The following is a 22,024-nucleotide window of genomic DNA, read 5'->3' on the forward strand; positions in this document are numbered from 1 at the left end:
CTCAATATACGTTTATGTACTTCTATGCCGAGTGCAGCTATTCGGGGACCCCCAGGGGCCATTCATGACCCACAGCACGACCCATTCCGCTTCCGAGGCCCCTCTGCCGCCTCCCGAGGAACGGCGCAGGCTGCGTGAGGCGATGGCCATGAGTGAGGCGCAGGTCGCCAGGGCGGTCGGCGTGACCAAGGCGAAGGTCCGCGCCTGGGAGACCGGCCGCAGCGATCCGCGGGGGCACAGGCGCGAGGTGTACGTGAAGCTACTGGCCGCCCCGGAGGCGGCCGATCGCACGGGCATCCGGAACGGTGACGGGTTCACCTCCCGTACCCGTGCCGGAGCGGGCACCGGAGCAGGTTCCGGGGCCGGCACCGCTCAGACCAGTTCCGCATCCGGCGCCGAGGCAGGCGCGAAGACCGACGCCGAGGCACGTGCCATGTCCGAGACGAAGCCCGAGAGCCAGACCGGCGCGAAGCCGGAGACCCCCTCCGAGGCCGGACCCCCGTCCGGGTCCGCGAACGCGACCGCCCGGGCCGCGAGCCGTTCCCCGGCGGGGCCGGGGGCCGGGCCGGACACCCGCGCGGACGCCGCCACCGGCGCACGGGCCGACACGAAGGCCGACCTGAAGGAGCCGAAGGAACCGAAGGGCGGTGCGAAGGCGGATACGGGGGCCGGCGCCCGGTCCGGCCCCCAGACCGCCCCGCCCGTACCGGATCAGCCGCCGCTCACCCCCGAGGAGGCGTTCGACACGCTGTACACGTTCGCCGCGCCCCCGCTCGTACGCCAGGCGTATCTGCTGACCGGACGGCGGCGGCTGGCGCACGAGTCCGTGGAGCGGGCGTTCCACCACGCCTGGCAGCACTGGCCGGACGTCGCCCGGGACCGCGATCCGGTGGGGTGGGTGCGGGCGGCCACGTACGAGTACGCCATGTCCCCGTGGCAGCGGCTGCGGCCCGCGCACCGCCACCGCGACCGCGCGCCCCTGGACCAGGCCCGGCGGGACCTGCTCGACGCACTGCTGGAACTGCCGCCTCCGTATCGCCGTACGGTCCTTCTCTACGACGGTCTGGGCCTCGATCTGCCCGAAACGGCCGCCGAGACGGAAGCGAGTACTCCGGCCGCGGCGAACCGGGTGCTGCACGCGCGTGAGGCCATCGCCGAGCGGCTGCCGCAGCTGAACTCGCCCGAGGCACTGCACGAGCAGCTCGTCGCTCTCACGGCGGCCGTTCCCCTGCCGCAGCCCGCCGCGGCCCCGGCGGTGCGGCGCAGCAGCGAGCGCCGCGGCTGGTTCTGGACGCGGTTCGCGCTGGGCGCCGGCGTGCTGATCATCGGCGCCACGGGCTTCACCCTGGCGACCGCGCCGACGCGGTACGTACCGGAGGTGGCACCCGGGCAGCAGGTCGGCGGGGTCCCGGGGCACGCGGGCCCGCAGCAGCTGTCCCCGCAGGAGCGGGAGCTACGGCGGAAACTGCTCTCGGAGCCGGCGCACGGCCCCGGGCGCCTGGTCCCCGACCCCCGGTAGGGGTCCGGGGCGGCCCGGGGGCCGTGCGGGGCGCGGGCCAGGCGGCGGCGAGTCCGCGGGGTCCGCAGGGTCTGCGGGTCCATGTGGGAAGAACAGCAGGTCAGGGCAGACGTACGGGCCCGCGCTCCTGTCCGGAGCGCGGGCCCGTACGCCGATACGGCCGGGTCAGCCGCCCAGGATCTCCCGGGCCAGCTTCGCGGTCTCGGTCGGGGTCTTGCCGACCCTGACGCCCGCGGCCTCCAGGGCCTCCTTCTTCGCCTGCGCGGTGCCGGACGAACCGGACACGATCGCACCGGCGTGGCCCATCGTCTTGCCCTCGGGGGCGGTGAAGCCCGCGACGTAGCCGACGACCGGCTTGGTGACATGCGCCTTGATGAAGTCGGCCGCGCGCTCCTCGGCGTCGCCGCCGATCTCGCCGATCATCACGATCAGCTCGGTCTCCGGGTCGGCCTCGAAGGCCGCGAGCGCGTCGATGTGGGTGGTGCCGATGACCGGGTCGCCACCGATGCCGACGGCCGAGGAGAAGCCGATGTCACGCAGCTCGTACATCATCTGGTAGGTCAGCGTGCCGGACTTGGACACCAGACCGATACGGCCGGGCTTGGTGATGTCGCCCGGGATGATGCCGGCGTTGGACTGGCCGGGGGTGATCAGACCCGGGCAGTTCGGGCCGATGATCCGGGTCTTGTTGCCCTTGCTGACGGCGTACGCCCAGAAGGCGGCGGAGTCGTGCACCGCGATGCCCTCGGTGATGACGACCGCGAGCGGGATCTCGGCGTCGATGGCCTCGACGACGGCGGCCTTGGCGAAGGCCGGGGGCACGAAGAGCACGGAGACGTCGGCTCCGGTCTCCTTCATCGCCTCGGCGACCGAGCCGAAGACCGGTACCTCGGTGCCGTCGAAGTCGACCGTCGTCCCGGCCTTGCGCGGGTTCACACCGCCGACGATGTTGGTGCCGTCACCCAGCATGAGCCTGGTGTGCTTCATGCCCGTGGCACCGGTCATGCCCTGGACGATGACCTTGCTGTCCTTGGTCAGGAAGATAGCCATGGTGTCTGTCCCGAATCCCTTACTTCGCGGCCGCGGCGAGCTCGGCGGCCTTGTCTGCCGCACCGTCCATGGTGTCCACGCGCTGCACGAGCGGGTGGTTGGCGTCGGAAAGGATCTTGCGACCCAGCTCCGCGTTGTTGCCGTCGAGGCGCACGACCATGGGCTTGGTGACGTCCTCGCCCTTGGACTTGAGCAGCGCCAGGGCCTGGACGATGCCGTTGGCGACCTCGTCGCAGGCGGTGATGCCGCCGAAGACGTTGACGAAGACGGACTTGACGTCCGAGTCGCCGAGGATGATCTCCAGGCCGTTCGCCATGACCTCGGCGGAGGCGCCGCCGCCGATGTCGAGGAAGTTGGCGGGCTTCACCCCGCCGTGGGCCTCACCGGCGTACGCGACCACGTCAAGCGTGGACATGACCAGGCCGGCGCCGTTGCCGATGATGCCGACCTCGCCGTCGAGCTTGACGTAGTTGAGGTTCTTGGCCTTGGCGGCGGCCTCCAGCGGGTTGGCCGCGGCCTTGTCCTCAAGGGCCTCGTGCTCCGGCTGGCGGAAGTCGGCGTTGGCGTCGAGGGAGACCTTGCCGTCGAGCGCGATGACACGGCCGTCGGCGACCTTGGCGAGCGGGTTGACCTCGACGAGGAGCGCGTCCTCGGCGATGAAGGTCTTCCACAGCGTCACCAGGATGTCGGCGACCTGGTCCGCGACCTCGGCCGGGAACTTCGCGGCGGCGACGATCTCGGCGGCCTTCTCCGGGGAGACGCCCTCGTTGGCGTCGACCGGGATCTTCGCGAGGGCCTCGGGCTTGGTGGCCGCGACCTCCTCGATGTCCATGCCGCCCTCGACGGACGCCATGGCCAGGAACGTGCGGTTGGTCCGGTCGAGGAGGTACGAGACGTAGTACTCCTCGGCGATCTCGGGCGCGGTCTCCGCGAGCATGACCTTGTGGACCGTGTGGCCCTTGATGTCCATGCCCAGGATCTGGCCGGCCTTCTCGACCGCGTCATCCGGGGTGGAGGCGAGCTTGACGCCGCCGGCCTTGCCTCGGCCGCCGACCTTCACCTGCGCCTTGACGACCGACTTGCCGCCCAGCCGCTCCGTCACCTCGCGCGCCGCCTCAGGCGTATCGATGACTTCACCGGCCAGCACCGGTACACCGTGCTTGGCGAAGAGGTCCCTCGCCTGGTACTCGAACAGGTCCACGCGCGTCCGTCCCTTTTCTGATGATCGCGGTTCGTTGTCTGCGTGGGCGTGCCGCGAAGGGCAACGTGACTGCGATGTCACAAGGAAGGCGCACACGGTGACCGGGCACGCGGCATGTCCGTCTCGCAGGTTATCCCCGTGGAAGGTGGCTCCCTAAATCGGAGCTCACAGAACGGTCGTGAGAACAGTCACAGATCGCACACCCGGCCGCGCCACGGTGGACACCCGCCCTCGCGACCCTCCGACCGCCCCGGGAGCCCCTTCTCCGCAGACGCCGAGGTCGGGGGCGGTACGGGTCCCGCGGGCCCTGCGGATCGCGCGGGTCCCGCGGGTCGCGCACCGCACGACGGTGCGGGTGCGTGGCTGCCCGGGTGCACGACCGCCGAGCGGCGGGCCACGGGGGGGGCGGGTGGGCATGCGGGCGCGGGAGCGGGTAGTAGGCCCGGCTACAGGCGGTGGGCATGCGGGCGGCGGGCGCGGGAGCGGGCGGGCATGCGGGGCCCGGCCGCGGGCGGCGGGCACGGCTTCGGGGTGGGCGGCCCGGCTGCGGGCGCGGGCACGGGGGCCCCGGCTGCAAGCAGCGGGCACGGGAACGGGTGGCCCCGGCTGCGGGCGGCGGGCACGGGAACGGGTGGCCCCGGCTGCGGGCGGCGGGCGGGGCCGTCCGCCCCGGGTACGCGGCCGGGCGCGGGCGGGCATGACCGGGGCCCTGGCTGCGGGCGGCGGGCCCCGGGGGGCGGGTGGGCATGCGGGCGGCGGGCCCGGCTGCGGGTGGTTGGGGTGCCCGCGGCCCCGGCAGCGGGCGGCGGGCACGGGAGCGGTTGGGCATGCCCGCGGCCCCGGCTGCGGGTGGTGGGCACGGACGGGCATGGGGGGCCCGGCTGCGGGCAGCGGGCGGATGGGCGGGACCGTCCGCCCCGGGTACGCGGCCGGGGGTGCCCGCGCCCCGGAGCGCGCGTGACGGGCGCTCCGGGGTACGGCGGGTCGGAGTACGCCGGGCCCGGGGTACGGGCAGGCCCGAGCGGCCTATGGGTTCGAGGCGGCGGTACCCCGCCCGGGGCCACGCGCCCCGGAGTACGGACGCACTCCGGGGTACGGGCGCCCCGCCCGGTGCCCGGGCGCGGCCGGTCAGGCCCGCGCCGGGTCCGGTATCGGGAGCGGGCGCTTCTCGATCGCCGCCGCCATGACATCCGGGAACAGGTCCGGCGTACACGCGAAGGCGGGCGCTCCCAGCGCGGCGAGGGCCGCCGCGTGCTCCCTGTCGTACGCCGGGGTCCCCTCGTCCGAGAGCGCCAGCAGCGCGACGAACTGCACTCCGGACGCCTTCATCGCCGCCACCCGCTTCAGCATCTCGTCCCGGATCCCGCCCTCGTACAGATCGCTGATCAGCACGACCACGGTGTCGGCCGGGCGGGTGATCTGCGACTGGCAGTACGCCAGGGCCCGGTTGATGTCCGTGCCGCCGCCGAGCTGGGTGCCGAACAGGACGTCGACCGGGTCGTCGAGCTGGTCGGTGAGGTCGACGACGGCGGTGTCGAAGACGACGAGCCGGGTGGCGATGGAGCGCATGGAGGCGAGAACCGCGCCGAAGACCGAGGCGTAGACGACGGACGCCGCCATGGATCCCGACTGGTCGATGCAGAGCACCACCTCCTTCTTGACCGACTGGGACGCCCGTCCGTAACCGATGAGGCGCTCGGGGACGACCGTGTGGAACTCCGGGAGGTAGTTCTTCAGGTTGGCCCGGATCGTGCGGTCCCAGTCGATGTCCCGGTGTCTCGGCCTGCTGATCCTCGCCGAACGGTCGAGCGCTCCCGTCAGCGTCGACCGCGTCCGTGTGGCCAGCCGCTTCTCCACGTCCTCGACGACCTTCCGTACGACGGCCCGGGCCGTCTCCTTGGTCGTCTCGGGCATCGCCTTGTTGAGGGAGAGCAGGGTGCCGACGAGATGGACGTCCGCCTCGACGGCCTCCAGCATCTCCGGCTCCAGGAGCAGGGTCGACAGCCCGAGGCGCTCGATGGCGTCACGCTGCATGACCTGAACGACGGAGCTGGGGAAGTACGTCCGGATGTCGCCGAGCCAGCGCGCGACCGAGGGGGCGGACGCCCCGAGTCCGGCCGAGCGGTTCCGCCCGGCGGTCCGCCCGCCCTGGGCGTCCGCGCCGCCGTAGAGGGCGGTGAGCGCGCCGTCGACACGGGCGTCGGTCCCGTCGAGGGAGCAGCCCGTACCGTCGGCGGCCTCCCCGCCGAGGACGAGCCGCCATCGGCGCAGCCGCTCGTCCCCGCCGACCCACCCCCCGGCGCCCGAGGGGTCGCCCTCGCCCACCCCCTCCTGGGAAGGGCCCCGGGAACCTGACGGGTCCTGGGAACCTGACGGAGCCTGAGGGCCTGACAGGTGCCGGACACCTGACGACTGCTGGAGACCTGATGGGTCGTCGGCTGCCGGTGGGTGCTGACGGCCCGATGAGGCGCCCGCGCTCCCACCCTCACCCGACCGGTCCCGGGAGGCGGGCCGCCCCGGGAGACCCGGTGGGTCCTGAGAGCCTGGCCGGTCGGCGCCCGGCGAGGCGCCGGTCCGTTCCTCCGCGCCGGTCCGCACGGGGACGACCGCCCGCCAATCCGTCTGCGCACGCGGTTCGGCGCCCCTGCCGGTTGCCGTTCCCGGGCCGGTGGTGCCCGAGACGGTGCCGGTTGCCGTTGCCACCCCGGACCGTTCGTCCGTGTCGGAGCGGGTGTGCGCGTCCGCCCAGGCGCCCGCGCCCCCCGGCACATCCCGTGGTGTTGTCACAGTCATCGCCCCACCCCCGCAAGGTTGTCCGTACGGTCGCCGTCGTCGATTCCGAGGAGCAGCCGGAGCACCGGCAGCACGGCGTCCGCGCGCTGCTCGTCCAGCCCGGGCCCGAAGCCGGGTGCCGCGATCCCGGCACCGGCCGGGCCGCTGCCTCCCGGTGCCGCAGACGGTCCGCGGCGGACCAGTTCGCCGAGGGTGCGGCGCACCCCCGGTTCGTACACGGAGAAGGTGCGGCGCAGCAGCGGCAGGACGTCGGTGAACGCGTCCGCCGGCACCCCCGTGAGCCATGCGTCGACCAGCCCGAGCAGGCGCTCGTCGTGTACGAGGAGCAGTCCCCCGCCGGACGCGCCGCCGACGAAGCCCTCGATCCAGGCGGCCGCCTCGGTGGGCGGGGTGCCCGGCGAGAGCGCGAGGCTCATCAGCCGTGCGGCCTCGTCGACTTCGAGCCGCCCGTCGTCGAGCAGGAGGCGGGCGGCCCGGCCCCGGATGACCCCGGGCACGGTGTCGCGGGCGGCGAGCCGGTGCAGTACGGCCCCCCAGCGCCCGGCGAGCTGCTCCGCCGCCGGCAGCAGCCCGATCGCGGTGTGGACGGCGTCCAGATGACGGCGCATCGCCTCCGCGCCGTCCGCGTCCAGCCCCGTGCAGGCGGGCGGCAGCCCGACGCAGATCCGCTCGGCGAGACCGGTCGCGACCTCGGCCAGCGCCGCGGTGTCGGTGGACCGCACATCGCCGTACCGCAGGGAGCGGGCCAGGGCGGGCAGGGCCTGGGCGAGATGGCCGACGTCGGTGTCGAGCGCGGCGCGGTCGGCGAGCGCGCGCATCACGACGGGGAGCGCGTCGGTCAGCTCGGCCGGCAGACACGCCTCGGCGAGGGCGGTGATCTCGGAGAGAACGGTGGTCGAGAGCGCCTGGTGCTCGGCCTTGGCCGTGGCGGCGGAGAGCACGGTGGTGCCCCAGACCCCCGCCTCGGCGACCCGGACGAACAGCTCGGGCTCCCAGCGCAGCCGCCAGGTCTCCCGGAACGTGCCGGTGCTCCCCCGCCCCGTGACCGGCTCGCCCCAGCCGATGGAGAGCAGCCGCAGCCGGTGCAGCAGCCGGCTCCTGGCCGCGTCGTTCTCCTTTCGCAGATCCAGCTCCAGCTCGCGCTCCAGGGCCTCCGGCCTGAGCCGCAGGCTTCGCTGGGACCGGCCCAGGTCGCGCTGCAACGGCACGGCGGGCGCGGCGTCCGGCACCTCCCCGAGAACGTCCCCGACGACGAGCCGGTCCCGGATCAGGTCCAGCGGCACATCGGAGCCGTCGCACATCACCGCCCGGATGGCGTCGGTCGTCTCGGTCAGCCCGGCGAGGGGCCTGCCGCGCATGGCGGCGAGGGTCTCCGCGAGCCGTACGGCCTCGATGACATGGGCCGACGACACCATCCGGTCCTCGTCGCGCAGCAGCCCCGCGACCTTGGTCATCCAGCGCTCGATCGGGCGGTCCTGGGCCCGGAAGAGATGTCCGTACCATCCGGGGGAGTCGATCCCCGCGCCGTACCCGCTGCGGCGGGCCAGTCTGCGGTGTGTCCAGGGCACCCAGGTCATCTCGGCCTTGACCTTGGGCAGGCCCTTGATGAGGGCCTTGTCGGCGGCGATGGTCGTCTTCTCCGCGAGCGCGGGCACATGCCATGCCCCGCAGACGACGGCGACGTCGTCCCCGAACTCCTTGCGCGCGGCCCGCAGCTGGAGCCGCATGTACGCCTCGCGGGCGAGATCCCGCTCGTGTCCCCCGTGGCCGTACACCCCGCGCAGCTCGGCCATGGCCTCCCCGAGCGCGACGAACGGCTCGTAGGCGCCGTGGTCGTGGACGTCGTGGTCGCGGCCCTCCCGTTCGCCCCGATCGCCCTGGTCGTCGCGGTCGTGCCGGTCGTCCCCGTCGCCCTGGTCGGCCGTCTCACCCCGGACCACCCGGTCGTCGCGGCCGTCCGGACCGCCCCGGGCATCGCGGTCCGCCCCGGCCGGCGGGCCGGCCCAGTCGGCTCCGGCGCGCCGGTCTCCCCGCCCGCCGTTCCGACCGGGACGGGCGCCCTGGCCCCGGTGCTCGACCACGTCCTCCCACCATCGCTCGGGATCGTCGTATCCCGCGGCCTCGGCGAGCACGGCGATGGGATCGATCCGCATATCGGTACCGCCCGCTCCCTCGGCACCGTCGCCGGGACCGTCGTCGACGCCGTCCGGCCGCTCGGCGGAACCCGCGGGCGGAGCGTCCCCCTCCGCCGCACCGGGCTCCCACGGGGGCCCGGGTGCGGGCCGCGGCCCGGGGTCCCCGGGGCCCTCTCCCCGGCCGGCCGCCGGAGCCGGCTCGGCCGGGGATGCCTTGTCCTGTGCCGCCAGCGCCAGCGAGAACGCCGCGGGAAGATCGATGAACCGCACCGGAACCCCCCGTCCGAGCGCCCAGCGGATCGCGACCCACTCCGGGGAGAACTCGGCCAGCGGCCAGAACGCGGCCTGGCCCGGGTCGTCCACCGCGTGGGCCAGCAGCGCGACCGGCGGGCGCATCTGCTCGTCCGCCGCGAGCGGGAGCAGCGCGTCGCCCTCGGGCGGGCCCTCGATCAGAACCACGCGCGGGCTCGCCTCTTCCAGTACGGCCCGGACCGCGCGCGCCGAACCGGGGCCGTGGTGGCGGACGCCGAGCAGCAGAGGTCCGGTCATGCGCTCACCTCACGGCAGGCGCGGTAGAAGTCCTTCCAGCCGTCGCGCTCGCGGACCACCGTCTCCAGATACTCCTGCCAGACGACCCGGTCGGCCGCCGGGTCCCGGACGACGGCGCCGAGGATGCCGGCGGCGACGTCGCCCGGCCGGAGCACGCCGTCCCCGAAGTGCGCGGCGAGGGCGAGACCACCCGTGACGACGGAGATCGCCTCCGCCGTGGAGAGCGTGCCGGACGGGGATTTGAGCTTGGTGCGCCCGTCGGCCGAGACCCCGTCGCGCAGCTCCCGGAAGACGGTGACCACCCGGCGGATCTCCTCAAGTCCCTCGGGCACGGCGGGCAGATCGAGCGAGCGCCCGATCTGGTCGACGCGCCGGGAAACGATGTCGACCTCCGCGTCGGGCGTGGCGGGCAGCGGCAGCACCACGGTGTTGAACCGGCGGCGCAGGGCGCTGGAAAGGTCGTTGACCCCCCGGTCGCGGTCATTGGCGGTGGCGATGAGATTGAAGCCGCGAACCGCCTGCACCTCCTGGCCCAGCTCGGGGATCGGCAGGTTCTTCTCGGACAGGATCGTGATGAGCGTGTCCTGCACGTCGGCGGGGATACGGGTCAGCTCCTCGACCCTCGCCGTCATGCCGTCGGACATGGCGCGCATGACGGGACCGGGCACGAGCGCGTCCCGGCTGGGGCCGTGGGCGAGCAGCTGCGCGTAGTTCCACCCGTAGCGGATCGCCTCTTCCGGGGTGCCCGCCGTGCCCTGCACGAGGAGGGTGGAGTCGCCGCTGACGGCCGCGGCCAGATGCTCGGACACCCAGGTCTTGGCGGTGCCGGGCACGCCGAGCAGCAGCAGCGCGCGGTCGGTGGCGAGGGTGGTGACGGCGACTTCGACGATGCGGCGCGGTCCCACGTACTTCGGGGTGATGACCGTGCCGTCGGGGAGGGCGCCGCCGAGCAGATAGTGGGCGACGGCCCACGGCGACAGCCGCCAGCCGACCGGACGCGGCCGGTCGTCGGCCGCGGCGAGCGCCTTCAACTCGTCGGCGAAGGCGTCCTCGGCGTGCGGTCGCAGTGCCTCCGCGCCGGTTGCGGCTGAGGTTTCGGACATGGTCATGGATCCCCCTCCAGATCGTTCGACTCGTTCGATCCGACGTGGCTTCCACACTGCACCACGCCACTGACAATCGACCGTCTACGCAGGTCAGGTGCCGATCCGGGCCGATTGTCAGTGGTGGCCCGTACGGTCGGTGACATGAATCAGATGGGGGTGCGCTGGACGTCTGAACAGGTGCTGGCACTGGCTCCTGACGACGCATCACGCAGAGCGGGAAACAAACTGGGCTCGGCCGGGCCGTGGTCCGACGCGGGCAGCAGCGGCGCGGGTGCCGTGTGGGGTCTGTGCAAGGGCAGCGGGAGCAAGCCGTATCAGACGGTCGTCGACACGGCGGGCCCGGCGTACAAGTGCAGTTGCCCGAGCCGGAAGTTCCCGTGCAAGCACGCGCTGGGGCTGCTGCTGCTGTGGGCGGCGGACGAGGAAGCGGTGCGGGCGGGCACCGCGCCGGACTGGGTGGACGAGTGGTTGGAGGGGCGTCGCAGGCGGACCGAGAAGGAGCAGACCGGAGCAGGCGAGGGGCAGCCGGCGAGGGCGGCGGACCCCGAGGCGGCCAGGCGCAGGGCGGAGCGCAGGGCCGGGCGGATCACGGCGGGCGCACGAGAGCTGGAGCAGCGCCTGGAGGATCTGGTGCGCGGTGGTCTCGCGTCCGCCGAGCAGTCGGGGTACGGACTGTGGGAGGAGACCGCGGCCCGCATGGTCGACGCGCAGGCGCCGGGACTGGCGGCGCGGGTGCGGGAGTTGGGGGCGATTCCCGGGTCGGGGCCTGGGTGGCCGGTGCGGCTGCTGGAGGAGTGCGCGCTGATCCATCTGCTGGACTCCGCGTGGCTGGGGCTGGAGCGGCTGCCGGAGCCGCTGGCGGCGACGGTCCGCACCCGGGTGGGCCTCACCTCGCCCGCCGAGGGCCCGCCGGTACGGGACCACTGGCTGGTCCTCGCCCAGTACGACTCGTCCGACGGGAAGATCGTCACACGCCGTATATGGGTGTCCGGAAGGGAGTCGGGGCGCATCGCGCTGCTGCTGTCGTTCGGGGCGGCGGGCCGCGCACCGCAGCTGGCGCTGCCCGTGGGGATGTCGATCGACGCCGGGCTGACCCCGTACGCGGGCGCGGGGCAGCTGCGGGCGGACATGGGTGAGCCCTTCGGGCCGCCGGTCCCGGGCGGGAGCGCGCCGCGCGGGGGGCCGGTCGCCGCGGCGCTGGAGGCGTACGGGCTGGCGCTGCGCGACGACCCCTGGCTGGAGAGCTGGCCGGTGACACTGACGGACGTGATACCCGTCCCGGACGTCGGCGGCTGGCAGCTCGCGGACGCGGACGGCGGGAGCGCGCTGCCCGTGGCACCCGCCGCGCTCTCCCGGCCGGGTCTGTGGAAGCTCGCGGCGGTGTCCGGCGGGGGGCCGGTCACCGTGTTCGGGGAGTGCGGGCATCAGGGCGTGACACCGCTGGCGGCCTGGGAGCCCGGCAGCGACGCCGAGACCGTCCCCCTGATCTGAATCCGGGTCCGCGAAGGAGGACGCCATGACCGGCATCACCGACACCTCACCACCCGTGGAGCACACGGCGCACTGGGAAGATCTCGTGACCTCGGCCCTTCTCGGCACGGATCGCCGTACCCCGCCGCCCGGGGTCCTGGCCTCGGGCCGGGACGCTCCGGCCGCGCTGCTGGACGCGGCGGCGGTGCACACCGTGCGGCGCCGGGCGGGGCTGCTGCCCGCTCCGGCCTCCGCCCGCCCGGAGCCCGCGCCCGGGGATCCGCGGCCCCGGCTGCCGGTGGCCGCGCGGCGGCGGCTGGCCCAGCTGCTGGCCGACCGTTCCGCACCCTCGTCGGGCGGCCGGCGGGGTACGGCTCCGGACCTGACCGAGCTGCTGCCGCAGTGGCTGGCCGCCGCCAACGGGCACGGCTATCAGGCCCCGCCGTCGCTGCTTCCCGCCCTGCTGGACGCGGCCCGGGCGAGGACGGATCTGCGACCGTCCGCGCTCGCCTTCGCCGGGGCGCGCGGGCTGTGGCTGGCCCGTTTCAACCCGGAGTGGAAGTTCGCCCTGCGCGGCTCCTCGGGCGGCGGGGTGCTCCTGCCCGACGCCGCCGACGCGGCGGCCGTCCAGCGGCTGTGGGACGAGGGCCTCTTCGCCGAGCGGGTCGCGCTGCTGGGAGCGGTCCGTGCCTATGACGCGGGCCGGGCGCTGGCGCTGCTCGCCGGGACCTGGTCCGGTGAGCGGGCGGAGGACCGGCTGATGTTCCTCGACTCGTTGCGGACGGGGCTGTCGGGCGCGGACGAGCCGTTCCTGGAGCAGGCGCTGGCCGACCGCAGCCGCAATGTCCGTGCCACGGCCGCGGAGCTGCTGTCCGCACTGCCCGACTCCGCGCTCGCCGGACGGATGGCGGCCCGGGCCGCGGCCTGCGTACGGCTGGACCGGGGCGCGCAGGGCACGATGGCCGCCGTGGAGGCGCCGCGGGAGTGCGATGCGGACATGCAGCGAGACGGTGTCGTCGCGGCGCCGCCCACGGGCCGGGGCAAGCGTTCCTGGTGGCTGGGCCAGCTGGTGGAGTCCGCGCCGCTCTCCGTCTGGCCCGAGCACTTCGGGGGGCGTACGGCGGCGGAGATCGTCGCCCTGCCCGTGACCGACGGCTGGGCCGCCGAACTCCACGCGGCCTGGTGCCGGGCCGCGGTGCGCCAGCGGGACGCGGAGTGGTCCCGGGCCCTGCTCGGCGCCCCCGGCACACCGCCCGAGGTGGGCCCCGGCACCTCTTCCCTGGCGGAGCGGGCGAAACTGCTCGCGACGCTTCCCGGGGAGGAGCGGGCGGCATGGGTCGCGGACTTCATAGCGGCCCACGGCCTGTCGGAGGCGTTCCAGCTGCTGGGGGTGTGCGCGGTGCCCTGGGCGGAGCCGCTGGGCCGTTCGGTGGTCGACGCCCTGGACATAGCCCGGGAGGCCGGCAGCTATCCCTGGAGCTTCAGTGGCGTCATGGGCCTGGCCGAGCGCTGTCTCTCCCCCGAGGAGGCCGCCCGCCTCGATCTCCTGACGGCCACCCCCGACGAGACGGAGGGCGCCTCCCCGGGCGCGGGAGCCTACTGGTCGGAGGCGTTCCAGCGCCTGGTCTCCACGCTCCGCCTCCGCGCCGCCATGCACGACGAACTGAGACCGGCCGCCGTGCACGACGGCCCGGGAGAGGCCGCCCCCGCCTGACGCCGGGCTCCCGGGGTGGCACCACCACCCCGGGACCCACCCCGGGAATCGGTGGCCTCGCGCGCCAACCGGGCGGCGCCGGAGGATCGCACGGGCGTCGGGGGCCGGGCCGAGACCGTACGCGTCCCGGGGAGCGGCTTCCTCCGCCCGACCGGGCGCGTCCGCCCTTCAGCCGGCCTCTTCTTCAGCCAGCTTCTCCGCCCTTCCGTCCGGGCCTTTCGGCCCCTTCAGCCGGGCCCGCCACAACCTTCAGGCGGCCTCTCCGCCTTCATCCGGGCGCCTCCGGCTCCCTCCCCCTAGGAGCGGCTGAAGAGAGACCCGCCCGAAGGGCGGAAGGAGACTTCCCCGCGGACTTCTCCCGGCCCCGGGGCGGCGGACACCGTCCTGGGCCAGGAGTAAGGACAGAACCGGGGCCGGGAGAGCCCGGGGCGGGACAGGAGAGAAGCAGCAACAGGAACAGGAAGGGGAGGGAAAGAGGGCGGGGCGGTCAGGCGCCGGCCGGCTGGCGGACGTTCGCGTTGACCCATTCGACGATGGAGGTCGTCGTGGCTCCGGGGGTGAAGATCTCCGCGACCCCCTTCGCCTTCAGGGGCGCGATATCCGCCTCGGGGATGATGCCGCCGCCGAAGACCTTGATGTCCTCCGCGTCACGGTCCTTGAGGAGGTCCAGGACCTTCGCGAAGAGGGTGTTGTGGGCGCCCGAGAGGATGGAGAGCCCGATCGCGTCCGCGTCCTCCTGGATCGCGGTGTCGACGATCTGCTCGGGGGTCTGGTGCAGACCGGTGTAGATGACCTCCATGCCGGCGTCCCGCAAGGCGCGGGCGATCACTTTGGCCCCGCGGTCGTGACCGTCGAGCCCCGGCTTGGCCACTACTACGCGGATAGGACCGGTCACACCCATCTCTGCCTCCACACGACTGACTGCGCCACCAGTGAACGATCGTTATCTACAGCATCCCGCACCTGGCCGTTTCGCGGTGGGCGGGGAGGGGGAAATCACACATGGGACAAGTTCACTGTGCGTCGTTCCCGCACCACGCGACACACCAGTCGCGGCGGGGCGAGCACGAGGGAGCCGCTTCAGGGCCGTTCCACCGGGCCGCCAGCCAGGCGGCACGGCGGTGTGGTTCCCAGGTCGCCGACCCACCGCCGAGCCGTCGGCACCGGGCCGGGGACGAAGGGGCCCATGAGGGCATGCGGGGACGAAGCCGTCTCCGGCGTGCCGTACGGAGGTCGGCCCATGAAGGTTCTGCCCTTCCTTCCCCCGAGTCTGAACCCCATGGGCATGCTCACCGCAAGCCTGGAGACCGTGCGCAGACTGGGGAACGTATGCGATCTGCGCGTTCCGACCGTGGTGCTGCGCGCCACCGCCCTTGAGCTGGCGATCCTCGCCGGGCATGTGCTGCTCTACCCCTCCGGCCTCACCCAGGAGCGCCCGGGCGCGGACCTCGCGCAGGACCCCGGCCCGCCCGGGGCCGCCGGCACACCGCGTCCCCCGGACGCCGCCCGGACCCCCGGCAGCCCCCGGAAACGTGACCGGGGCCAGGGCGGGGACCAGCGCGCGGCCTCGGACCGGAAGCAGGCCGCGGACCGGGGGCCGTCCCAGGACCGGGACCCCGTCCAGGACCGGAGCGCGGCCGAAGCCGTGCCCCCTCCTCCCCCAGGAAGCGGCGCCCCCGACGCCCGGAAGCTGAAGGCCGCGCCTCCCCGGGCACGCGGCCCGGAGACCGGGATCGCCGAGCCCACTCCCCTGCCCGTCCCCCTGGCCGCCGACGGCCACCCCGGCCATCCGCCCGTGGTCCTCCTGCACGGCTTCGTCGACAACCGTTCCGTGTTCGTACTGCTCCGCCGCTCCCTCTCCCGTCACGGCTGGCGCCATCTGGAGTGCCTGAACTACTCCCCCCTCACCTGCGACATCCGGGCCGCCGCCGAGTTGCTCGGGCGGCATATCGAGGAGATCTGCGCCCGCACCGGGCGCAGCGAGGTGGACATCGTCGGACACAGCCTGGGCGGCCTGATCGCCCGCTACTACGCGCAGTGCCTCGGCGGTGACCTTCGGGTGCGTACGGTCGTCACCCTCGGCACCCCCCACTCCGGCACCACCGTCGCCCCACTCGCGAGCGCGCACCCGATCGTGCGCCAGATGCGCCCCGACTCGGATGTGATCGAGGAGCTGCGCGGGCCCGCCCCCGGCTGCCGGACCCGGTTCGTGAGTTTCTGGAGCGATCTGGACCAGTTGATGACCCCGGTGGAGACCGCACGTGTCGAGCACCCCGACCTGATCACGGAAAATGTGCAGGTCAGCGGCATCGGACATCTTGCCCTGCCGGTCCATCCGGCGGTCGCGGCCCGGATCCGGCAGTGCCTGGAGGGCAGCGAGTCCGAGACGGGCACTCCGGGAGCCGTCTCGGTCGCCTGACGCACGCCCGGACACCCGGCCGCCGAGCCCCCGATGGCCCTTCGCCCCGCCAAGGCGCGCCCCTGAACCTCACCTCAGGTAACAGGATGTCGAACGTATTTCGAACGTAGGGCCAAAGCTCTTCCTCCGGCCCCCGAAAGACGCTCGAATGCCCGTTTCCTGACCGCCCAAAACCAGGGGAAGATTGTCGCCGTCGCATACCGCCGGGTACAGTCGCCGCCACTGGTTCCCCTCTGGGACCCGTCTGCTCCATGGCCCCAGATCCAGAGGTCCTGCTGCCGAGGCGAGAGAGAAGTTGGTGAACGACCAGCACGCCCACGCCGGGTACGTCGGCCACGACCAGTACCCCCCAGGCAGCTTTGACACCGACCCGCTTTTCGGTGCCCTTCCCGACGGTCCGGGTGGCTACGAGACCGGTCACAGCGGTCAGTACGACTCCACTCAGTGGGACACCGGCTCGCCCTGTGCCACCACCGCCGGTTACGGCGTGTACACGGAGTCCCCGGCGGTCCAGCAGACCCCGCCGTCACAGCAGACGCAGCAGACACCGCAGTTCGTTCCGTACGACGCGACGGGCCAGTGGGACGCCACCGCCTGGTGCCCGCCCGCCGCGACCGGGGAGTTCGGGACCGGAGAGTTCAGTACCGGGGAGTTCGAGGCCGGTCGGCTCGACAGCGGGCAGTTCGAGACCTCCGCCGCCGCCCTCGCGTACGACACCACCGGCCAGTGGGCGGCGCCCGCCTTCGCGACCGGGGAGTTCGGCACCGGGCAGTTCAGCACGGGGCAGTTCGAGACAGACCGGTTCGAGGCCGATGCCGCCACCGGCTGGGACACGGCGGGTGTCGAGCCGCTCCCCCTCGTACCGCAGCAGTACGTGCCCGAGCAGGAGTTCACCGAATACCGCGGAACCGGCGACTTCAACGCCGAGTTCACCCCGGTCGCGCAGGAATTCGGCGGCACCCAGGAGTTCCGCCCCGAGCCGATGCAGGAACGCGCGCAGCAGCTCGGCACGGAAGCGCCCGAGTACGCCGAGGTCCCCGACTACGCGGACCTCCCCGAGTACACGGCGACACCCGAGTACGGAACGGCCGACTACGGGACCCGCGCCCCCGGACACCCCTCCTACGAGAGCGACCTCGACGGCGGCGACACCGGCTCCGCCCCGGACAGCGCCTCCCTCACGGACACCGAAGCCACCGGAACAACGGGTGCGGGGCCGAGCGACCCCGGTACGGGACTCGACCCGGAATCCGGCTTCCACGACGGCCCCGACGCCGCACCGGAAGCGGACCCCGAACCGGAACCGGAGCCCATCAGGGCGGCTACCCCCGTCACCCCCCGCCCGGTGCGCCGCGCGGGCGGCGGAGCCCGCGGCCGTCGCCGTACTCCCGCGAAGCGCTCCGCACTTCTCACCGTCGCCGTCCCCTCCGCCTGTGTCATGGGCGTCGCGGGCATCGCCGCCGCCTCCGTCGGCGGCATGGGCGGCGAGAGGCCCAAGGAAGACACCACCAAGCTGGCCGCCGCCGACGCCTCCTCCGTCAAGGAGGTCGCCGCGAACAGCAAGATGGACACCCAGCTCGCCGCACTGAGCGCCGAGGCCCGTGACTTCGGCGACCGCGCCTCCCGCACCCAGGAGCGCATCGACCTGAAGGCGCGCCAGGAGGCGGAGCGCCAGAAGCGCGAGGAAGAGGCCAAGCGGCGCGAGGCCCTGCGGCCCAAGTTCGCGCTCCCGGTGAAGCAGAAGGGCCTCAGTACTTACTACGGCCAGTCCGGCGTCAACTGGATGGCCCTGCACACGGGCATCGACTTCCCGGTGGCCTACGGCTCCGAGGTCATGGCGGCGACCGACGGCACCGTCCGTACCCAGTTCAACAGCGCGTACGGCAACATGGTCATCGTGACCGCGCCCGACGGCACCGAGACCTGGTACTGCCATCTGTCGAGCGCCAAGGTCCGCTCCGGCAAGGTGAAGGCCGGTGACGTCATCGCGTACTCCGGCAACTCCGGCAACTCCACCGGCCCCCACCTCCACTTCGAGGTCCGGCCCGGCGGGGGCTCCACGATCAACCCCCTGACGTGGCTGCAGAGCCACGGCCTCAACCCGATCTGATCGAGCGCCGCACCACCCACCCGGTCGCGGGTCGCCGCCACGGGCTGCCCGAACCCCGGCGAGGGCAACACCCGCGCGCGGCCGTCGCCGGGACACACCCGCCCGGCGCCACCGCCATCGCCGGGGGACCCGCGACGGCCCCCTCACCCCGAGCCGACGGCTCCCACCCGGACCGGATCACGCGGGCGCACCCCCGCACGGGACTTCGGCCGGACCGGATCAGCGGGTCCCGGACCAGCCGCTCCCGCCGGGACCCGGATCAGCTGCCCGCAGCGGTCAGAGCTTCTCGACCGGCGCGTACCTCAGCAGGAGCCGCTTCGGCTTGGCGCCGCCGAAGTCGATGACCGCCTCCGCGGTCTCCGCCATTCCCGACACCTCGACGACGGTCCCCAGCCCGAACTGGTCGTGCGTCACACGGTCGCCGACCGCGAGGGAGATCACCGGCTTGTCGGACGCCCCGCGCCGGGTGGCGAACCCGGTGGCGCCGGACGTGCCCGAGCGCCGCGACGACGGCATCGACGGCAGACGCGAGCCGATACCCGCCGTGGGGCCCGCGGGCGCGGCCATCGGGCCCGTGCGCTTCCACTCCAGATGCCGTCCCGGGATCTCCTCAAGGAAGCGGGACGGCGGGTTGTACGAGGGCTGGCCCCAGGCGCTCCGCATCGACGACCGGGTCAGATACAGCCGCTCACGCGCGCGTGTGATGCCGACGTACGCGAGCCGGCGCTCCTCCTCCAGCTCCTTCGTCTGGCCGAGGGCACGCATGTGCGGGAAGACGCCGTCCTCCATGCCGGTCAGGAACACCACGGGGAATTCGAGGCCCTTGGCGGTGTGCAGGGTCATCAGGGTGATGACACCGGAGCCCTCCTCGTCCTCGTCCGGGATCTGGTCGGAGTCGGCGACGAGCGCGACCTGCTCCAGGAACTCGGCGAGGGTGCCGGCGCCCTCCTCCTCGCCGCGCGCCTGCTCGAACTCCAGGGCCACCGCCGCCAGTTCCTGGAGGTTCTCGATCCGGGTCTCGTCCTGCGGGTCGGTCGACGCCTGGAGCTCGGCGAGATAGCCGGTGCGCTCCAGGACGGCCTCCAGGACCACGGCGGGTCCCGCGCCGGACTCGACGATCGTCCGCAGGTCCTCCATCAGCACGTTGAACCGCTTGACCGCGTTCGCGGAGCGGGCCGCCATGCCGTACGCCTCGTCCACGCGCCGCAGCGCCTGCGGGAAGGTGATCTTCTCGCGCAGCGCGAGCGCGTCGATCATCGCCTCCGCGCGGTCGCCGATACCGCGCTTGGGCACATTGAGGATGCGGCGCAGCGGGACGTTGTCCTCGGGGTTGGCCAGGACGCGCAGATAGGCGAGAACGTCCCGGACCTCCTTGCGCTCGTAGAAGCGGACACCGCCGACGACCTTGTACGGCAGGCCGACGCGGATGAAGATCTCCTCGAAGACACGGGACTGGGCGTTCGTACGGTAGAAGACGGCGACGTCGCCCGCCTTCGCGTCGCCCGCGTCGGTGAGCCGGTCGATCTCGTCGGCGACGAACTGGGCCTCGTCGTGCTCGGTGTCGGCGACATAGCCGGTGATCTGCGCGCCCGCGCCCGCGTTGGTCCACAGGTTCTTGGGGCGGCGGCTCTCATTGCGCTCGATGACGGCGTTGGCGGCGGACAGGATCGTCTGTGTGGAGCGGTAGTTCTGCTCCAGCAGGATGGTCGTCGCCTCGGGGTAGTCCTCCTCGAACTGGAGGATGTTCCGGATGGTCGCGCCGCGGAAGGCGTAGATCGACTGGTCGGCGTCGCCGACGACACACAGCTCGGCGGGCGGCAGATCCTCGTATCCGGTGCCCACCAGTTCGCGTACGAGCGTGTACTGGGCGTGGTTGGTGTCCTGGTACTCGTCGACGAGGACATGGCGGAAGCGCCGCCGGTAGTGCTCGGCGACGTCCGGGAACGCCTGGAGGAGATGGACGGTCGTCATGATGATGTCGTCGAAGTCCAGGGCATTGGCCTCACGCAGCCGCGCCTGGTACATCCGGTACGCCTCGGCGAGCGTCTTCTCGAAGCCGCCCCCGGACCCGCCGGCCTGGTCGCTGAAGGTCTCCTCGTCGATCAGCTCGTTCTTCAGATTCGAGATCTGGGCGCTGAAGGACTTCGGCGGGAACTTCTTGGGATCGAGGTCGAGATCGCGGCAGACCAGGGCCATCAGCCGCTTGGAGTCGGCCGCGTCGTAGATCGAGAACGACGAGGTGAAGCCCAGTTTCTTGGACTCGCGGCGCAGGATGCGGACGCAGGCGCTGTGGAAGGTCGAGACCCACATCGCGTTGGCCCGCGGGCCGACGAGCTGCTCGACGCGCTCCTTCATCTCACCGGCGGCCTTGTTGGTGAAGGTGATCGCCAGTATCTGCCCGGGGTGGACGCGGCGGGTCGCGAGGAGATGGGCGATCCGGTGGGTCAGCACCCGGGTCTTGCCCGATCCGGCCCCGGCGACGATGAGCAGGGGGGAGCCGGTGTGCACGACGGCGGCGCGCTGCTGCTCGTTCAGCCCGTCGAGCAGGGCTTCGGGGTCCACGACCGTCCGGGGCGCGCCGTCACGGTGGTACGCGTCCCGGGCGGGGGGCACGTCAAATGCGCCCTGGAAGAGATCGTCCGGAATCTCCTCCCGGGCCCGGCCCTCGGGACCTTCGTGGTCCTCGGGCGGCGGCGGGGGCTCCTCCGGGGTGCGCTGGAGGTTCGCCAGGAAGTCTTCGTCAAAGAGGCTGCTCATCGCTCTCCGAGTTTATGCCTCGGCACTGACAGCCCGCCGCCGCATCCGGCCGACGGGGCGGCCGGGAGGCGTACGGACGCGGTGATCACACCGATTCGGCCCGGTCGTTGCGTACTGTACGCACCCGGCGACCGTGCGGATACGGACGGGGCGCCTCGGCTCCGGTGAGGCACGGCGGCCCGGCGGCGGGCTCCGGCGCCGTGCCCGGGGCGGGACCCGGGCTCCGGTGAGCGATTCCGGGGCGCGTCCGCGCCGGTGGCCGGGCCGTCACGAGGATACGGCTGTCGCACCGACGGTGACCTGCCGTGACCTGCCGCGATCGCGTCACGGCGCGGGTTCCCGGGGTGCGGCCGGCTGTCGCGGGGACGCGGTTCCGGCAGCCGTCGCCCGCGCACCGCGGGTGGCCGAGCGACCTCTTTCGGTCATGGGCCGAGGCCGCCGCGTCCCGCCCTCCTCCGCGCCAAGGTCACGGAAATGTATCGGGCATATCGAACATCGACCTTCACAGGGGCCACACCGTTGGCTAGCGTGCTCGATCAGGCGGCCCGTACCCCCACGGCGATCCACGCCAAGCGGGCGGCCACGTCGAATTCGGGCTTTCCTGACGGAAGTTCGAAACCGGGGACCCACCATGCACAACCGGGGTGAATCGGACTGGCCTGAAACGACCGGCCCGTAGGGCGACCTTCCGTTCCGCCCGAACCCGACAGCTAACCCGGTAGGCGGTCAACGGAAGAAGGAGATGCCAGACCTTGGCGTCGCATCGCAAGCCCCGAAGTCTTACCGCGAAACCCCTGACGGCCGCCGGTATCACCAGCGCGGCACTCGCCTCCGTCGGCCTGCTGTCGGCGGGGAACGCCTCCGCCGCGCCGGGCGCGCCGGAGCCGAAGCCCTCCGTCGAGGAGGTGCAGAAGAAGGTCGACGATCTGTACCGGCAGGCCGGTACCGCGACTCAGGAGTTCAACAGGGCCAAGGAGGCCACGGCCGAGAAACAGCGGCAGGTGGATGGGCTCCTCGACGACGCGGCGCAGCGCGCGGACGAACTGAACGAGTCCCGCCGGACGCTCGGCTCCTACGCCGCGGCCCAGTACCGCACGGGCGCGGTCGGGCCTTGACCCCGAATCCTGAACACACGAGAAACTGGATCCTGAGGATCTGAGAACGGACATCTCGTGGTCATGAAGAACTACCCGCCGGAGTT

At 73.1% G+C, this 22,024-nt stretch carries 12 protein-coding genes, 1 pseudogene and 1 riboswitch; of the genes and pseudogenes, 6 read left to right on the top strand and 7 right to left on the bottom strand.

The features are described 5' to 3' along the window. Positions 1-64: 64 nt before the first annotated feature. A complete protein-coding gene (locus ACFYT4_RS11535; protein ID WP_389267343.1) occupies positions 65-1,519 on the top strand; it encodes a sigma factor-like helix-turn-helix DNA-binding protein in 1,455 nt (484 codons plus the stop codon). Between the two features lie 165 nt (positions 1,520-1,684). Here the strand turns inward: ACFYT4_RS11535 and sucD are convergent, their stop codons facing one another. The 5 genes from sucD to ACFYT4_RS11560 all read right to left on the bottom strand — a co-directional run bounded on the left by sucD (position 1,685) and on the right by ACFYT4_RS11560 (position 10,356). Beyond that, positions 1,685-2,569, bottom strand: a complete 885-nt coding sequence (sucD, locus tag ACFYT4_RS11540) for a succinate--CoA ligase subunit alpha (RefSeq protein ID WP_389267345.1) — start codon at positions 2,567-2,569, stop codon at positions 1,685-1,687. Between the two features lie 19 nt (positions 2,570-2,588). Further along, complete coding sequence (gene sucC, locus ACFYT4_RS11545; protein WP_389267346.1) at positions 2,589-3,770, bottom strand: ADP-forming succinate--CoA ligase subunit beta; 1,182 nt, start codon at positions 3,768-3,770, stop codon at positions 2,589-2,591. Positions 3,771-4,898: 1,128 nt separating this feature from the next. Next, positions 4,899-6,095, bottom strand: coding sequence for a VWA domain-containing protein (locus ACFYT4_RS11550; RefSeq protein WP_389267347.1), 1,197 nt, complete (start codon positions 6,093-6,095; stop codon positions 4,899-4,901). 464 nt (positions 6,096-6,559) lie between these two features. Further along, complete coding sequence (locus ACFYT4_RS11555; RefSeq protein ID WP_389267348.1) at positions 6,560-9,247, bottom strand: DUF5682 family protein; 2,688 nt, start codon at positions 9,245-9,247, stop codon at positions 6,560-6,562. Continuing rightward, a complete protein-coding gene (locus ACFYT4_RS11560; protein WP_389267349.1) occupies positions 9,244-10,356 on the bottom strand; it encodes an AAA family ATPase in 1,113 nt (370 codons plus the stop codon). Before ACFYT4_RS11560 ends, ACFYT4_RS11555 begins: the two co-directional genes overlap by 4 nt. A 138-nt stretch (positions 10,357-10,494) precedes the next feature. On the opposite strand from ACFYT4_RS11560, the gene ACFYT4_RS11565 reads away from it, so the two are divergent. Together ACFYT4_RS11565 and ACFYT4_RS11570 are read left to right on the top strand one after the other, a co-directional pair. Then, positions 10,495-11,844: an SWIM zinc finger family protein gene (locus tag ACFYT4_RS11565; protein ID WP_389267350.1), complete on the top strand. Its 1,350-nt coding sequence runs from the start codon at positions 10,495-10,497 to the stop codon at positions 11,842-11,844. 25 nt (positions 11,845-11,869) lie between these two features. After that, positions 11,870-13,537 carry a DUF5691 domain-containing protein gene (locus tag ACFYT4_RS11570; protein ID WP_389267351.1) on the top strand — a complete coding sequence of 556 codons (1,668 nt, stop codon included), beginning with the start codon at positions 11,870-11,872 and terminating at the stop codon, positions 13,535-13,537. A 487-nt stretch (positions 13,538-14,024) separates the two neighbouring features. Here ACFYT4_RS11570 and ACFYT4_RS11575 read toward each other — a convergent pair whose 3' ends face one another. Then, positions 14,025-14,438, bottom strand: a complete 414-nt coding sequence (locus ACFYT4_RS11575; protein ID WP_389267352.1) for a cobalamin B12-binding domain-containing protein — start codon at positions 14,436-14,438, stop codon at positions 14,025-14,027. 384 nt (positions 14,439-14,822) lie between these two features. Between ACFYT4_RS11575 and ACFYT4_RS11580 the strand changes: the two genes are divergently transcribed. Then, positions 14,823-15,956, top strand: a complete 1,134-nt coding sequence (locus tag ACFYT4_RS11580; protein ID WP_389267375.1) for an alpha/beta fold hydrolase — start codon at positions 14,823-14,825, stop codon at positions 15,954-15,956. A gap of 298 nt (positions 15,957-16,254) precedes the next feature. Further along, positions 16,255-18,066, top strand: a complete 1,812-nt coding sequence (locus ACFYT4_RS11585; protein WP_389267353.1) for a M23 family metallopeptidase — start codon at positions 16,255-16,257, stop codon at positions 18,064-18,066. Between the two features lie 276 nt (positions 18,067-18,342). On the opposite strand, the gene pcrA is transcribed toward ACFYT4_RS11585, so the two are convergent. After that, entirely contained in the window at positions 18,343-20,823 is a 2,481-nt protein-coding gene (gene pcrA / locus ACFYT4_RS11590) for a DNA helicase PcrA (protein WP_389267354.1), read from the bottom strand. 573 nt (positions 20,824-21,396) lie between these two features. Continuing rightward, positions 21,397-21,564, top strand: a riboswitch (cyclic di-AMP (ydaO/yuaA leader). An 11-nt stretch (positions 21,565-21,575) separates the two neighbouring features. On the opposite strand from pcrA, the pseudogene ACFYT4_RS11595 reads away from it, so the two are divergent. Next, a pseudogene (locus ACFYT4_RS11595) lies at positions 21,576-21,935 on the top strand (glycoside hydrolase); the annotation flags it as partial. Positions 21,936-22,024: the final 89 nt, after the last annotated feature.

Source organism: Streptomyces sp. NPDC004609 (assembly GCF_042873655.1).
In the GTDB taxonomy this organism is placed as follows: domain Bacteria; phylum Actinomycetota; class Actinomycetes; order Streptomycetales; family Streptomycetaceae; genus Streptomyces.

Excerpts from the sequence above, each read along its gene's own strand:
- ACFYT4_RS11565 (WP_389267350.1), top strand. The coding sequence starts at position 10,495 with ATGAATCAGATGGGGGTGCGCTGGACGTCTGAACAGGTGCTGGCACTG.
- sucD (WP_389267345.1), bottom strand. The coding sequence starts at position 2,569 with ATGGCTATCTTCCTGACCAAGGACAGCAAGGTCATCGTCCAGGGCATG.
- ACFYT4_RS11580 (WP_389267375.1), top strand. The coding sequence starts at position 14,823 with ATGCTCACCGCAAGCCTGGAGACCGTGCGCAGACTGGGGAACGTATGC.
- ACFYT4_RS11570 (WP_389267351.1), top strand. The coding sequence starts at position 11,870 with ATGACCGGCATCACCGACACCTCACCACCCGTGGAGCACACGGCGCAC.
- ACFYT4_RS11535 (WP_389267343.1), top strand. The coding sequence starts at position 65 with ATGACCCACAGCACGACCCATTCCGCTTCCGAGGCCCCTCTGCCGCCT.
- ACFYT4_RS11560 (WP_389267349.1), bottom strand. The coding sequence starts at position 10,356 with ATGACCATGTCCGAAACCTCAGCCGCAACCGGCGCGGAGGCACTGCGA.
- ACFYT4_RS11555 (WP_389267348.1), bottom strand. The coding sequence starts at position 9,247 with ATGACCGGACCTCTGCTGCTCGGCGTCCGCCACCACGGCCCCGGTTCG.
- pcrA (WP_389267354.1), bottom strand. The coding sequence starts at position 20,823 with ATGAGCAGCCTCTTTGACGAAGACTTCCTGGCGAACCTCCAGCGCACC.
- ACFYT4_RS11575 (WP_389267352.1), bottom strand. The coding sequence starts at position 14,438 with ATGGGTGTGACCGGTCCTATCCGCGTAGTAGTGGCCAAGCCGGGGCTC.